Source organism: Pantoea phytobeneficialis (assembly GCF_009728735.1).
In the GTDB taxonomy this organism is placed as follows: Bacteria; Pseudomonadota; Gammaproteobacteria; order Enterobacterales; family Enterobacteriaceae; genus Pantoea; species Pantoea phytobeneficialis.
The window spans coordinates 211,079-224,800 of record NZ_CP024639.1 but is presented as its reverse complement, the minus strand read 5'-3'; the positions used below and the strand labels follow the sequence as shown (position 1 = coordinate 224,800).

The window sequence follows — 13,722 nt, the reverse complement described above, 5'->3', positions numbered from 1 at the left end:
TGGTACCGGTGGAAAAAACGTCCGGGAGCTCAGTCAGGGGGCGTGCGCGGATGTCAAAAACAGGCCCGGCAGACGTAAGGGCGAAACTGTATATGGCGGCGATCGTAGCGATCAGGTGGAATGCCCCGGCGAAGGCGCTGTACCAGAGGCTAATCGCGAAGGGCAAAGCCAGCAAGGCCGCGCTTGGAGCGGTGATGCGCAAGCTGGTTCATCAGTGCTTCGGGGTGCTGAAAACGCGGATGAAGTGGGATGAAAATTACGCAGCTACCGCTTGACGTTCAAGACGGTAGCTACGGAATCTGTCAGTTTTACCCACCATTACACCCTGGCAGCTTTAGCCATTGTCGCAGCCATTGCTGCTGGTTTTGACGAGTTAATATCGTTCGCACTTGCGTCAGCGCAGCGTTCTGTTCCATAGGGGCAGGTGGACGAATCATTTCGCACCATAGCAAATGCCAGCCGAGTTGAGTTTCAATCGGATGGCTCACGCCATTCGGTTTCATCGCAAACAAGACGCTTTCCAGTTCAGGAAACAGCAAACCCCGGCTGATCCAGCCCATACGGCCGCCCTCCAGCGCGCTGGGGCAATGAGACCAGCGTTGCGCCAGTGAATTAAAGTGCTGCCGGGAGGTGATGATTTGCTGGCGTAGTTGCTGGATCTGGTGATACATGGCCGGGCGATCATTGTCCGTTGTCAGTAGCAGGTGCCAGCACAAACGCTGCTCCGGGCGCATAAATTTGTCCTGGTGTTGTCGGTACCAGGCCAGCACCTGCAACTCATCGGGTGCAGGGGCCTGTTCTGCCACGCGCGCCAGTTGAATTTCCATGCGCGCATGATGCTGGATGATTGACGTCCGTTCAGCGTCAGAAAAAACCTGTTCAGCCAACAGGGGACTGAGTGACGTTGTCACGCTGATAAGATGCTTTTCCGGGATAGGATCATTACCCGCCGCTCCGGCCAGCGCACACTCCATCTTTCGCTGGCGTTGCCAGAGCCGGTGAAACTCCGCCTGTTGGCTGACGGATAGCGCTTCCGGTGAGCACTGCCAGCGAGATTGTGCCAGTTGTTGCCGGGAAAAACGTTCCCACAGTTCGGGCATGGCGGTTATTCCTCCAGCAATTTGATGGCGCTGGCAGGGACCTGGAACCAGCGTTCACCAAACATAACGGTATAGATTTCGCCATTCTCCCCCTGGTCGGTGCGTTCAATGCGGCCACGCGCCCCCGACCGCACCGCAACTTTCCCCTCCACCGTCAGGGTATGACGACAAATAACGCTGTCGCCATACTGAAAATGCCCGGCATGCCAGGCCGCCGCTGCGCTGATAATCTCTTGCTCGCGACAACCGACAATCATGTCACTGGTGAGAAAGTGGACCTGATAAATAATCTGGTCCAGCAAAAAAGTCCCGCATGAACGCACAAAGCCGGTACTACCGCGACGAACCAGTAACTCACCCGTCGCATAACCGTACATGGTGCCGTCATTACGGATGGCGCGGATTACCCTGACTTCATCGCCTAAGGCGAATTTTGTTCTCATGCCTGACTCCCTTGCGTGTAGTGCTGATAACTCTCAGCCAATAAGCGCCGGGCCAACAGCCAGGGCGCACGCGGTTCAGCCTCGAGATGATTTTGCAACGGCACGTTGTCACGTATCTTGCGGTGAAATTCGCGCAACACCGGCAGGCAACAAGGCTTCAACAGCGTGGCATCGTAATCGACAGCAAAAAACACAAAAAAGGATTCCGCCGTGTCCAGCGCATCAACGCCGGGAATCTGATAAAACCATTGCATATTAGATCCTTAGCGTTGATGCAGATTCACCACACAACTGGTCATAAAGGGCGATCAACTCGTAATCCTGCGGGATACGTTTCCAGCTTTCGGCAAAGCGACGGATCGCCGCCAGCAACAGATCAATCTGTAGCGTGTCGAGGGTATATCCCATTTTGCTGAATACCCCATCTACCGCCTGCCGCCCGGAGTGTTTACCCAGCACCAGCCGATATTCCCGCCCCACCAGCGCCGGATCGATGGCCTGATAACTCTCGCGATCGCGCAGCAGGGCGGCGACATGCACGCCGGATTCATGGGTGAACACCTGATCGCCCACCAACGGGCGCTGCACGTCAATGGTACGTTGCGCGGCGGTAGCGACCTGCTGGCACAGCGCAGGAAGCAAACGAAAATCGACGCCGCAGTCCTGCCCCAGGCAACGGCTGAGACCGAGCGCAACGGTCTCCAGCGCAGCATTACCCGCGCGTTCACCCAATCCCAGCACCGTGGTGTTCACACTGGTTGCGCCAGCCTGAACGGCGGCTAGCGTATTGGCCGTTGCCAGACCCAAATCATCGTGCGCATGCATTTCAATTTCTGACGGCCAGACGCTACGCAACGCGGAGATACGGGCTGCGGTGGTGAAGGGATCAAGTACACCAAGGGTATCGGCAAAGCGTAACCGTTGTGCGCCGGCTTCCCGCGCCGCCTCCGCCACCAAGCGCAGATCGTTGTCACTGGAGCGGGAGGCATCTTCACATCCCACACAAACCTTCATCCCCAGCGAGCGCGACAACACAATGAGGTTGGCAAGCCGCTCCAGCAGCACCGGCAGTGCCTCGCGTAATTTGTACTGCCGCAGCTTCTCGGAGGTGGGCAGGGAGATATCGACCCAGTCCATCCCCAGCTCTGCGCTCTGACGAATCTCGTCACCGCTCATCCGACACCAGGTCATCAAGATGGCAGCGGGCAGATGGCGGCGTACCAGTTGGATACGAGTGCGTTCCTCCTCGCCCATAGCCGGGGTGCCCACTTCCATTGCCGTGATACCGGCATCAAATAACGCTTCTGCGATAGCAATTTTTTCACTGGCGCGAAACGCAACGCCGGGACTCTGCTCACCGTCGCGCAGGGTGGTATCATTGATCAACACCGTAGACATCGCTGTCACTCCTTAACCGTAAGTGGGCATAAAGGCGGCTTGTTCCGGGGCGGGTTTACCGTCCTGCCAGTAAGGCGACAGCAAGCGCAGGCGGGCGATAATCGCGGGCAGTGTCTGGATGACGTACTCAATCTCTTTTTCCCGCGTGTAACGAGATAACGAGAAACGAATGCTGCCGTGCGCAGCCGTGTAGGGAATATTCATTGCCCGCATCACATGCGAGGGTTCCAGCGATCCCGAGGTGCAGGCGCTACCGCTGGAAGCCGCAATCCCGGCCTGATTCAGCAGCAACAAAATGGCTTCCCCTTCGATATATTCAAACGCCAGATTGACGGTGCCAGGCACGCGTGGCGACTTGCCACCCATCACCCTGACGGAGGGAACGTGCGCGACCACGCTTTCCTGAAGGAGATCCCGTAGCCGGGCGAGGGTGCTCATCCCTGGCAGATGCACCTGCGCCAGCTCGCACGCCATACCCATACCCACGATGCCGGCAATGTTTTCCGTACCAGCACGGCGTCCCCGTTCCTGGTGACCGCCGCGCAGCAACGGTCGGAAGCGCGTGCCGCGCCGCAAATAAAGGCAGCCTACCCCTTTCGGGCCGTGCAGTTTGTGGGCAGAGCAGGAGAGCATATCGATGTTCGTTTGCCGGACATTGAGAGGGATCTTTCCCACCACCTGTACCGCATCGCAGTGAAACAAGGCGCCAGACTCATGTGCCAGCGTTGCCATCTCCTCCACCGGAAACATCACCCCGGTTTCGTTATTGGCCCACATGACACTCACCAGCGCCACCCGCTGACTCAACGCTTGTCGGTACTGCGCCATATCGATGGCACCCTCGCTGTCGACCGCCAGCCGATGAATCAGGTAACCCTGACGTTCGAGATATTCACACACCTCCAGCGTGGCCGGATGTTCTACCGCGGTGGTAATGATTTCCCGTCTCTCCGGCTGTGCTTCGACTGCGCTATGGATCGCGGTGGAGGTGGCTTCGGTGGCGCAGGAGGTAAAGATAATTTCACTGCTGTGTTCCGCCCCCAGCAGCGCCGCCACCTGTTGATGTGCGCGTTCTAATGCAGCCCGCGACGGCGTGCCGAAGTCATGGATCGAGGAGGGATTACCGTAATAGTCAGTTAAGAACGGCATCATCGCTTCAAGCACCATCGGATCAATACGGGTGGTGGCGTTGTTATCCAGATAAACCTGTTTCATATGCGTATTCCCCTATCGTTAACGACGGTCTAAGCCGCGACCACTTCCATATAACAACCGGTGCGTTCCATCAGCTTTTGCTGCAACCAGGCGAGGGTCATATCGGTCATCATGCAGCCGCTGCAACTGCCGGTCAGGCTGACGGTGACGGTGTGATTGGCAACATTGACCAGTGACATATCACCGCCATCGGCCTGAATATGGGGACGCAACTCGGTAATGGTTTCCATCACCTCCTGCCAGTGCGGATCTTTAGCGGGGCTAAGCGGGGCGGTGGCTTCGGGAGCGCTGGCGAGAATAGTGGCGAGCGCCAGCTCGATTTTTTCATGGCAGGAAGTACAGCCGCCGCCCGCTTTGGTGTAGTTAATCACCTCCTCAAGCGTGGTCAGGCCGTTACTGAGCACGGCACGGCGAATGTGTCCCTCATCAACGCCGAAGCATTTGCAAATCAGCGCGCCTTCCTCGTGGTCATCGTCGAGTGTCAGGCCGCGATAATTGGCAATCGCCGCATGGAGGGCTTCCTGGCCCATCACCGAACAATGCATTTTTTGCGGCGGCAGGCCATCGAGGTAGTCAGCGATTTGTTGATTGGTGACCAGCTCCGCTTCAGCAAGGGTGCGGCCAATAATCAGCTCGGTCAGGGCCGACGAAGAGGCAATGGCGCTGCCGCAACCAAAGGTCTGAAATCCGGCTTCCAGGATGGTTTCATTTTCCGGGTCAACCCGTAGCATCAGTCGCAGGGCATCGCCACAGCTCAGGGATCCCACGTCGCCAATCGCGTTAGCTTCATCCACCACTCGGGCATTGCGGGGATTGAAGAAATGGTCTTTCACCTTCTCAGAATAATTCCACATGCTTTCAGCTCCCAGGACTATGACGGAAAGCGCTTTGGCGCATTTCCCCGCGTAATAAATAGCGGGATATCACTAGCAAGCAAAAGCAGTACCAGAAATTAAAGTCGTTAATATTCAGTTTGATAGATGATTAAGTGGCAAAAAAACCGCGATCAGTGTCGCGGTTAAATGTGGGGTTTGTCACAGTTGTGTCAGAGAAACGACTAGCGGAGGTTTTTATCATCCCATTCCTTTTCCTCCAGCAGTCGGGCGAAGCGTTCGGGATCACGCATCTTTTTGCGCTGCTCTTTGTCGTACCAGTAGTGATGTATTTCCTGGAGCAATTCCCCAATGGTGGTGGTCGCCGGCACACGCACGGCGCGCACGCCAATTTGTAGCAGTTGGCGAAACACCCTTTCGCCGATTGCCACACAATACAGGGTGACACAATCTTCCAGCGCGTTGATGCGGCAGCTGATTTTCTCCTCCAGATGACCTGAAAATACCGAAAAGTCGGCCACCCGTAACAGCATGACTTCATGTTCCTTTACGCCATACACCACCAGACGTGGGGTCGCGCCAAAATGCTGGTCAACATGAAGACAATCCGAACTGGCGAAGGCCACTTTCATCGGCCACTCCTCAGCGCAGACCGTACTGAACTGCCGGTTAATGTGGTACATGCTGTGCTCCCGGAGCAAATTGCTGACGTAAGGGTGAGTGCCAGGGCGTAAGGGAATGGTGGTGCTGGCTCATCACATTCGCCAGCTCAAATAGGCTGTCGCGCATTCCCATATAACCCTGCCGCACCCGACGAAACTCGCCCAGCCGGTCATAAATGGGAAAACCGGCGCGAATCAGGGATAAACCTGCGTGCTGTGCCAGATCGACCGCATGCGAGTTCGCCACCAACAGGTTGGCCGGGGTGAGACGCAGCAGATCCTGCATATCCTCCAGGTCACCGATCACCACCTTTTCTACCGGCAAACGGGATAATCCCTTCTGGCTGACCGGGGCAATAATCGGACCGGGTACCATGCCCTGGCTGGCAGCAAAATCACACCAAGCCGCCAGCAAATCGCCTTCTGCTGCCATCGCTATCGGCACCCCCTGCAACCACATATGACAGTCGATCATCGCATCCTGAAGCTGCCCGCGCTGCCGTTCAATCCAGCCTGGTACGTTGCGACCGGAGATCAACTTCAGTTGATTGATAAATTGATCGCAGAAATCCAGCGTCATCAGATGCGGCAAGGCGATCACCTCACCACGACTGCGTCTGCCCAGCAGCGCAGCAGCATGCGACAGTGAGACACCGATGGCGAAGGTGCACAAGCTCTGTCCCATCTGTTCTATCTGCGACAGGGACGAGCCCCCCTGTGTCACCGGAGAAAAGTCGCCGCTCGCCAGATGTCCATCGAGCGATAACGACAGATCCGGCACCATCACGGGCTGCAAGCCAAACGCCTCGACATAGCTGCGCAGTAACTCCGCATCGCCGGGGGTGATCAGATGGCTCAACAGCAGGTTGACGCGTCGGTTCCTTCCCGCAGGCAGCGGGGTTTCCGGTATCCATTGCTCAATCATGCTTTCCACCACGGCACTGAAACCATTCTCCAGCGAGCCATAAAAGTCGGGGGTGTTGACGGTTAATAGCGCCACCCCTTTATGGCGTGGAGAGGCCTCGCGAAACTGACGTACCACGCGGGAAATATCGCTACCCTGCGCCTCCGACAACCCGGTGCTGAGTAGCACGATAGCTTTCGGGTTATTGCGCTGACACAGCGTGTTGAGCGCCGTCATGATATTGTCGTCGGCCCCCATAATGGTCGACGTCGGGTCCATCGCGGTGGATTGCAGTGGGATCGGGTCGTGAAAATGTTGGATAAAAAACACCTTAGCAAAGGCGCTGCACCCCTGCGCACCATGTACCAGCGGGATACAGTGTTCAAACCCCATGCTGGCAAGGATGGCCCCCAGCGGCTGTCCACTTTTGATCGGGCTGACGGCTAACGGTTTTTTCGAACGAATAATCTCTGCCATAACCTGCTCCTGTGATTAATGCCACGGTGCGCGCGCATGGGTTTGGGTCCATATCGGGCTTTCCAGCGTCTGGCACAGTTGCTCGGCCAGGGTGACAATGCCCCGATATCCCGCATAGGCATGCTCACGTTCCTGATTGATATCGAGGAACGGCAGCCGTGCTTTATAGGCGGTATACATGTTGCGCCCACCGGCGATCATCATGTCTGCCTGGTAGCGATACACCACATCGAGCAAGGTGCGGGCGTTACCTTCATCCAGCATCAAAGCATCGTCGCCCATCAGCTCGCGGATACGTTGTTTATCCTCTTCGGTGGATTTTCGCGTACCGGTGGCAACCACGGTCATACCCAGATCCTGTAACGCCGACACCACCGACCAGGATTTCACGCCACCGGTATAAAGCAGCGCTTTGCGCCCACGCAGGCGCTCTCGGAAGGGGGCCAGAGCCTGATTAGCCGCCTGTTCTTCACGCTCAATCACGGCGTCGGTACGCCGCATCAGGTCGTGATCTTCGGTTAACGCGGCCAACTGCCGCAGGGATTCCGAAGTGGCACGCACACCGTAGAAACTGCCTTCAAACCACGGGATGCCATAGCGTTGTTCGAGGGCGCGCGCCACGTTGATTAACGCGCGGGAGCACACCAGCATATTGACCTGCGCACGATGCAACGTCTGGATCTCGGCGAAACGTCCATCACCGGACAGGGTACCCAGCACGCGAATGCCCAGTTCATCCAGCAACGGCTGGATATGCCAGAACTCCCCGGCGATATTGTATTCACCGATCAAACCAATATCGTGACGATGTTCCGGCAGAAAAGGGGAATCTTCGGGCCACGGGGCCGGTTCACGCCCACCAATCACCTGTTTGACCATCATCTCCCCGGCCAGCCGATTACCGAGGTTTTTGCTGCCATAAAAACCGGCAACATCAATGGCGATCACCAGCACGCCGGTGGCGGTTGCCGCCGCCCGGCACACCGCCTCGATATCGTCACCCTCCATCGCCGGGACACAGGTGTTATAGATAAATACCGCCGCCGGATGGTAACGATTGACGATATGCCGCACCGCGTGAAATAAGCGGCGCTCCCCATTACCCATGATCACATCCTGTTCATTTAAATCGGTGGTCAGGCCCAGCCGGTTAATCAGCGCCCCCGAACTGAAACTGCCGCGATTATCCCAGGAACTGCCGGTGCAACCGATTGGGCCATGAACCAGATGCGCCACATCGGCAATCGGTAGCAGCGTGATTTGCGCGCCATCAAAGGCGCAACCTCCCGCCGTCGCGCCGGGTTTTGGCGCGCTACAACCGGACTTTTGTTTGTGGTTATGCTCACAGGCAGGCTCATCCAGCAGCGCCAGTATCTCGTTCCCCTTCATAGTGACCTCATTGACAGATTGGGTTACCTTGCCTGTTGCAAATCGCAGACCAGCTAATGCGCATTGATTTTAAAGAAGAAAATGTTGTCGTTTTTACGACAAAGCAGACAATGACGACAGGGACCCCACAAGACACACTGTGCCTTGTGAGGCAGAGGGCGGATCAGAACACGCGGCTTTCTAACGGATTGGCACGGTCGAGTCGTTTCGCCAGCCACGGCGGTAATCGTCCGGCAAGCAGCGTTTTGATGTTGTCGCACTGGGACGAGATCGCCAGTCCGGGTGCCACTTTCATCGGGTGGATGTTGTGACGGATCAACCGGGCTGCTGCTGGTCCGCCAATCGCTTCACAAAACAATAACTGGCAGTCATCCAGTAACTTCGCCCGAACTTCATTTGGCTCATCCTCCTGCGGCGCAGAAGGATAACGGCGCAAGCTGTGCAGCCAGCACCCCTCATCGTCAAAACCGTAAATAAAGAACAACCGCCCCTGACCAAAATGGCCATTGATCATCAGACCGTCCTGCGAACAAAAGGCTACGCGCAACTGGGGTTTCCGCTGCGGCAAGGTTTCAATATGCAGATGCCAGGGCAACTCCCCGCGCAGACAGGATCGAATGCGTGACCAGCGTCCCGGTGACATCATCACCTCCTGACCAGGAAAGTTGGCTTCGAGCTGACGCTGAGTGAAAGCCGCGAGGCGGGCAGGGGTCAGCGCTTCATCCAAATCGTGGGTCAGCCAGGCCATGATCTGCGCAGGTTGTAACTCCGGCAGGCATTGAAACAGCGCCAGCATACGCCAGAAAAGTACATCGTTATCAGACATCATCTCCCCTCCTGCATTTGTGCATCGCGGCTGGCGCGCAGGCTCACCGGGAAGTTCGGACGTCCCGGCTGCTCGCTGACGTAGTAGCAACGCCCCCCCTCCAGCAAAATCGCTCCGCCCCAGCGTTCCGGCGTATCATGTTCAACCTGCGTCACTTTGGCCTCCAGATCCTGCTTGGCGATATAACAATACAAGTCGGCACCACGTTGTCGAAAAATCACCCTTGGCATCACGTCCTCCTGTGGCCCCGCTCCGGCGGGGCGCATGATGGTTAACGGATAAGGTCAAAGCCGTAATCGGTTTTGCCGAGTTTGATGGTGTCTTTGTCCACTTTCTCCAGCACGGCGTTCACCAGCGTGGTGAGCATGCTCATGGCACCTTCGTAGCCCCAGGTGGTCTGGCGATGCAGGTGGTGGCGATCGAACAACGGGAAGCCAAGACGAATGAGCGGCACCTCAAATTGCTCGCCTTTCGCCAGGGTGTCGCGCTGGATGAATTTGGCGTAGGAGTTACCGATCATAAAGTCCGGCTGACGCGTAAACATCAGTGAGCGGAAATGCCACAGGTCGCAGTTGATGAATACTTCACTTTCTTTGCCATAGGGTGACGCTTCCAGCATCTTTTTCATGGCTTTCTGCCAGCGCTTGTTGCCGTTGTGACACAACACCACCGTTGGCTCACAGCCCAGCTCCAGCAGAAAACGTGTTAAGCCCATAACGAAATCCGGGTCGCCATACAGCCCGAATTTTTTACCGTGCAGCCAGGAGTGGGAATCCAGCATCATATCCACCAGGCGGCCACGTTCCAGCGCCAGCGCAGCGGGGATGGGTTTGCCGGTGAGCTGGCTGATGGTCATCAGTAGGTCGTCGGTCGCAGCCAACCCCATTGGCACCTGCACCTCAGTCGCAGGCTGATTCCACATCTCCTGTACCACTTTTTTGCTTTTTACCAGTTGCCACGGTTGCAGCAGTAGGGTGTCGATGGCATCGGGAGCCTCACGCATCTCCTGCTGCGTGGTGCCTCCGGCGTACATGTGATAGTGACCATCTGCCGGCGTATCCAGCACCTCAGAGGGATCAGACAGCAGGCTACAGGGCACCGCCATTTCCGCCATCATGCGCTTCAATACACGGTAATTGCCCAGATAAGTTTCGAAGCCAGTCACCATATTCAGGCGGGGAATTTTGCCGGGTTGCGCCTGGTGATCGGCCGTGAAGGTTTTGGCAAACCCCTCAAACATATTGTCCCAGCCGGTGATATGGCTGCCGATAAAACTCGGTGTATGTGCGAACGGCACCGGCAGGCTGGCATCGACAAAACCCTCTTTCTTGGCGTTCGCGATAAACGCCTGTAAATCATCGCCAATCACCTCTGCCATGCAGGTGGTGGAGACGGCGATGATGTCCGGTTTATACAGGGTGCTGGCGTTTTGCAGCCCGGTATTCATATTGTTATTGCCACCGAATACCGCCGCATCCTCGGTCATCGAGTCTGACACGCAGGCCACCGGCTCCTTAAAATGACGGTTAAAATAGGTGCGAAAATAGGCCACGCATCCCTGAGAACCGTGTACGTAGGGCAGGGTGTTGGCAAACCCCAGCGAGCAGAGCACCGCGCCCAATGGTTGGCAGGCTTTGGCCGGATCAATGGTCAGCGCTTCGCGTTTGAAATTCAGGGCTTCATATTCGGCAGTCGTCGTCCACTGGAATACCTCCTGCACCCGTGCCTGATCCCAGGCTTCTTCCTGAGATCGTTTGCCACTGAACAGTTTCTGGTACTCATCCTGTTCAAATAAGGGATGACAATTATGAATCTTATCAACAGTCTGGCTCATGTTTTTCTCCTCCCGCGCCACAAATCTGTGAACTGACGGGATTGCATAAGAGATGTCAGGCGGACTTCAACCAGGGCGCGGTAAGCTGGCCCCAGGCGGGATTGTTTAACGTCATATCCATATCACGGGCAAAAATGGCGAAGCCGTCGTAGCCGTGATAGGGGCCGGAGTAGTCCCAGGAGTGCATCTGGCGGAACGGCACGCCCATCTTCTGGAAGATGTATTTTTCTTTGATACCCGAGCCGATCAGGTCCGGCTTGAGCGCTTTGACAAAGGCTTCCAGCTCATAACTGCTGGCATCATCGAATAACAATGTGCCTTCCTTCAGTTCCGGCAGAGTCCGGTCATAGTCGTCGTTATGACCGAACTCGTAACCGGCGGCGATGATCTCCATGCCCAGATCTTCATAAGCACCAATCAGATGGCGTGGGCGCAGCCCACCCATGTAAAGCAGCACTTTGCGGCCTTCCAGACGTGGGCGATATTTCGCGATGATGGCGTCGTTTTGCGCCTGGTAGCGGGCAATCACCGCCTCGGCATTGGCACGAATGTGGTCATCAAACTGATCGGCGATTTTACGCAGCGACTCCGCCACTTTGGTTGGCCCGAAGAAGTTATATTCCATCCACGGAATGCCGTGCTTCTCCTCCATATGGCGCGAGATGTAGTTCATTGAACGGTAGCAGTGCACCAGGTTGAGCTTCACAAACGGGGTGTTTTCCATTTCGACCAGCGTGCCGTCGCCTGACCACTGCGCCACCACCCGCAACCCCATCTCCTCCAGCAAGATACGCGAGGCCCAGGCATCACCGCCGATGTTGTAGTCACCGATGATCGCCACATCATAGGGTGTGGTTGCAAAAGGTTGCCCTTCACGGTTGTCCAGCACCCAGTCACGGATCACATCATTGGCGATATGGTGCCCCAGCGACTGAGATACGCCACGAAAGCCTTCGCAACGCACCGGCACCACCGGTTTGTTGATGGCGGTGCTACTGGCTTTGGCGACGGCAGAGATATCGTCGCCAATCAGCCCGACCGGGCACTCCGACTGAATGCTGATCCCTTTGGTCAACGGAAACAGTTCCTCCATCTCCGCAATCAGTTTGGTGAGTTTTTTATCCCCACCAAACACGATGTCACGTTCCTGAAAATCGGAGGTGAAGTTAAGGGTGACAAAACTGTCGACACCGCTGATGCCGGTGAAGTAGTTGCGGCGTCCGGCGCGTGAATATTGACCGCAGCCTACCGGGCCGTGCGAGATGTGGGCCATATCTTTGATCGGCCCAAACACTACCCCTTTGGAACCGGCATAGGCACAACCACGCACCGTCATCACGCCCGGTTGTGATTTGCGGTTAGAGATGATGCATTTTCCGACACTCTCCATCTCCGGGTCGGTCACCATCATGTGTTTACGGCGTTCCTTGCGCGTTTTCTCCGGGTAGATCTCCAGCACTTCCTGGATGATCTCCAGATTGCGATCGGCTGTTGCATTGCTCATGGGCGCATCCTGTTAGTTGGCGTTTTCTTCCGCTGCGGTTTTGCCGATGATGCTGGTGTCTTCCGCATCCATAATGCCGAACTCCATCAGCAACTCTTCCAGCTCGTCCATAGTGCAGGGGGTGGGGACCACCATCATGGTGTTGTTGACGATTTTGCTCGCCAGGGTGCGATACTCATTGGCCTGTTTACAGGTGGGGTCGTACTCAATCACCGTCATCCGGCGGATCTCGGCGCGCTGGACGATATTGTCGCGAGGAACGAAGTGGATCATCTGGGTGCCGAGTTTCTCCGCCAGCGCGATGATCAGCTCATCTTCGCGGTCGGTCTGACGTGAGTTACAAATCAACCCGCCGAGCCGCACTTTGCCGGATTTAGCGTATTTCACGATCCCTTTGGAGATATTGTTGGCGGCATACATCGCCATCATTTCACCGGAGCAGACGATGTAGATCTCCTGCGCTTTGTTTTCACGGATAGGCATGGCAAAACCACCGCACACCACGTCCCCCAACACGTCATAGAAAACGAAGTCGAGATCGGGCACGTAGGCACCTTCTTCTTCAAGGAAATTGATAGCCGTGATCACGCCTCGACCGGCACAGCCAACGCCTGGCTCCGGGCCACCGGATTCGGCACAGCGCACGTCGCCATAACCAATTTGCAGCACATCTTCCAGCTCCAGGTCTTCCACGGAGCCGACTTCTGCGGCCATTTCCATAATGGTGTTTTGAGCTTTGGCATGCAGGATCAAACGGGTGGAGTCCGCTTTGGGATCACAGCCAACAATCATTACTTTCTTACCCATCTCCGCCAGTGCGGCGACCAGGTTTTGTGTCGTGGTGGATTTGCCGATACCACCTTTGCCGTAGATGGCACATTGACGCATGGTCATCGTATGTCTCCTGTTGGTTTGGTGTGTTTGCTCAGGAATCTGTGCAGGGAACATACCAGCCGTGCCAGGATGGCTAATGCATTGATAAATATAGGCATGTTGTTTTCGTGTCGCCGCCGGGTATAACAAAGAAGAAACAATCGCCAGACCAATTGTTGGAAACAGCACAATTCCGACGTGGCCGGTTAATTTGTCGGCTGTACAACAGGTTGTCGGGTTGGCTGTGTTGTTCCGCGCAATACA

General features: G+C 56.2%; 15 protein-coding genes. 1 reads left to right on the top strand and 14 read right to left on the bottom strand.

What is annotated here, in order from left to right; all coding sequences use genetic code 11:
- A partial coding sequence (locus CTZ24_RS25030; protein WP_208724128.1) for a transposase occupies positions 1-275 on the top strand: 275 nt, incomplete at its 5' end.
- Positions 276-308: 33 nt separating this feature from the next.
- On the opposite strand, the gene nifM is transcribed toward CTZ24_RS25030, so the two are convergent.
- From nifM to nifH, 14 genes are all read right to left on the bottom strand, one after another.
- Positions 309-1,100 carry a nitrogen fixation protein NifM gene (gene nifM, locus CTZ24_RS25025; protein ID WP_208726922.1) on the bottom strand — a complete coding sequence of 264 codons (792 nt, stop codon included), beginning with the start codon at positions 1,098-1,100 and terminating at the stop codon, positions 309-311.
- Positions 1,101-1,105: 5 nt separating this feature from the next.
- Positions 1,106-1,543, bottom strand: coding sequence for a nitrogen fixation protein NifZ (locus tag CTZ24_RS25020; protein ID WP_021183958.1), 438 nt, complete (start codon positions 1,541-1,543; stop codon positions 1,106-1,108).
- A complete protein-coding gene (locus CTZ24_RS25015) occupies positions 1,540-1,797 on the bottom strand; it encodes a nitrogenase-stabilizing/protective protein NifW (protein ID WP_208726921.1) in 258 nt (85 codons plus the stop codon). Before CTZ24_RS25015 ends, CTZ24_RS25020 begins: the two co-directional genes overlap by 4 nt.
- 1 nt (position 1,798) lies before the next feature.
- Positions 1,799-2,941 (bottom strand): homocitrate synthase, encoded by a 1,143-nt coding sequence (nifV, locus tag CTZ24_RS25010; RefSeq protein WP_208726920.1) that lies wholly within the window; start codon positions 2,939-2,941, stop codon positions 1,799-1,801.
- Positions 2,942-2,953: 12 nt separating this feature from the next.
- On the bottom strand, positions 2,954-4,156 hold the full coding sequence (gene nifS, locus CTZ24_RS25005; RefSeq protein WP_208726919.1) for a cysteine desulfurase NifS: 1,203 nt from the start codon (positions 4,154-4,156) through the stop codon (positions 2,954-2,956).
- 29 nt (positions 4,157-4,185) lie between these two features.
- Positions 4,186-5,010 (bottom strand): Fe-S cluster assembly protein NifU, encoded by an 825-nt coding sequence (gene nifU / locus CTZ24_RS25000; protein ID WP_208726918.1) that lies wholly within the window; start codon positions 5,008-5,010, stop codon positions 4,186-4,188.
- 203 nt (positions 5,011-5,213) lie between these two features.
- Positions 5,214-5,672: a NifB/NifX family molybdenum-iron cluster-binding protein gene (locus CTZ24_RS24995; RefSeq protein WP_036626047.1), complete on the bottom strand. Its 459-nt coding sequence runs from the start codon at positions 5,670-5,672 to the stop codon at positions 5,214-5,216.
- On the bottom strand, positions 5,659-7,032 hold the full coding sequence (gene nifN / locus CTZ24_RS24990) for a nitrogenase iron-molybdenum cofactor biosynthesis protein NifN (RefSeq protein WP_208726917.1): 1,374 nt from the start codon (positions 7,030-7,032) through the stop codon (positions 5,659-5,661). Before nifN ends, CTZ24_RS24995 begins: the two co-directional genes overlap by 14 nt.
- A gap of 15 nt (positions 7,033-7,047) precedes the next feature.
- Positions 7,048-8,421 carry a nitrogenase iron-molybdenum cofactor biosynthesis protein NifE gene (gene nifE, locus CTZ24_RS24985; RefSeq protein ID WP_208726916.1) on the bottom strand — a complete coding sequence of 458 codons (1,374 nt, stop codon included), beginning with the start codon at positions 8,419-8,421 and terminating at the stop codon, positions 7,048-7,050.
- A gap of 163 nt (positions 8,422-8,584) precedes the next feature.
- Entirely contained in the window at positions 8,585-9,247 is a 663-nt protein-coding gene (locus CTZ24_RS24980; RefSeq protein ID WP_208727093.1) for a NifB/NifX family molybdenum-iron cluster-binding protein, read from the bottom strand.
- Positions 9,247-9,477, bottom strand: a complete 231-nt coding sequence (gene nifT, locus CTZ24_RS24975) for a putative nitrogen fixation protein NifT (RefSeq protein WP_208726915.1) — start codon at positions 9,475-9,477, stop codon at positions 9,247-9,249. Before nifT ends, CTZ24_RS24980 begins: the two co-directional genes overlap by 1 nt.
- Before the next feature lie 41 nt (positions 9,478-9,518).
- Complete coding sequence (nifK, locus tag CTZ24_RS24970; protein ID WP_208726914.1) at positions 9,519-11,081, bottom strand: nitrogenase molybdenum-iron protein subunit beta; 1,563 nt, start codon at positions 11,079-11,081, stop codon at positions 9,519-9,521.
- A 55-nt stretch (positions 11,082-11,136) separates the two neighbouring features.
- Positions 11,137-12,585: a nitrogenase molybdenum-iron protein alpha chain gene (gene nifD, locus CTZ24_RS24965; RefSeq protein WP_021183947.1), complete on the bottom strand. Its 1,449-nt coding sequence runs from the start codon at positions 12,583-12,585 to the stop codon at positions 11,137-11,139.
- A 12-nt stretch (positions 12,586-12,597) separates the two neighbouring features.
- Positions 12,598-13,479: a nitrogenase iron protein gene (nifH, locus tag CTZ24_RS24960; RefSeq protein ID WP_021183946.1), complete on the bottom strand. Its 882-nt coding sequence runs from the start codon at positions 13,477-13,479 to the stop codon at positions 12,598-12,600.
- Positions 13,480-13,722: the final 243 nt, after the last annotated feature.

Excerpts from the sequence above, each read along its gene's own strand:
- nifM (WP_208726922.1), bottom strand. The coding sequence starts at position 1,100 with ATGCCCGAACTGTGGGAACGTTTTTCCCGGCAACAACTGGCACAATCT.
- CTZ24_RS25020 (WP_021183958.1), bottom strand. The coding sequence starts at position 1,543 with ATGAGAACAAAATTCGCCTTAGGCGATGAAGTCAGGGTAATCCGCGCC.
- CTZ24_RS25015 (WP_208726921.1), bottom strand. The coding sequence starts at position 1,797 with ATGCAATGGTTTTATCAGATTCCCGGCGTTGATGCGCTGGACACGGCG.
- nifV (WP_208726920.1), bottom strand. The coding sequence starts at position 2,941 with ATGTCTACGGTGTTGATCAATGATACCACCCTGCGCGACGGTGAGCAG.
- nifS (WP_208726919.1), bottom strand. The coding sequence starts at position 4,156 with ATGAAACAGGTTTATCTGGATAACAACGCCACCACCCGTATTGATCCG.
- nifU (WP_208726918.1), bottom strand. The coding sequence starts at position 5,010 with ATGTGGAATTATTCTGAGAAGGTGAAAGACCATTTCTTCAATCCCCGC.
- CTZ24_RS24995 (WP_036626047.1), bottom strand. The coding sequence starts at position 5,672 with ATGTACCACATTAACCGGCAGTTCAGTACGGTCTGCGCTGAGGAGTGG.
- nifN (WP_208726917.1), bottom strand. The coding sequence starts at position 7,032 with ATGGCAGAGATTATTCGTTCGAAAAAACCGTTAGCCGTCAGCCCGATC.
- nifE (WP_208726916.1), bottom strand. The coding sequence starts at position 8,421 with ATGAAGGGGAACGAGATACTGGCGCTGCTGGATGAGCCTGCCTGTGAG.
- CTZ24_RS24980 (WP_208727093.1), bottom strand. The coding sequence starts at position 9,247 with ATGTCTGATAACGATGTACTTTTCTGGCGTATGCTGGCGCTGTTTCAA.
- nifT (WP_208726915.1), bottom strand. The coding sequence starts at position 9,477 with ATGCCAAGGGTGATTTTTCGACAACGTGGTGCCGACTTGTATTGTTAT.
- nifK (WP_208726914.1), bottom strand. The coding sequence starts at position 11,081 with ATGAGCCAGACTGTTGATAAGATTCATAATTGTCATCCCTTATTTGAA.
- nifD (WP_021183947.1), bottom strand. The coding sequence starts at position 12,585 with ATGAGCAATGCAACAGCCGATCGCAATCTGGAGATCATCCAGGAAGTG.
- nifH (WP_021183946.1), bottom strand. The coding sequence starts at position 13,479 with ATGACCATGCGTCAATGTGCCATCTACGGCAAAGGTGGTATCGGCAAA.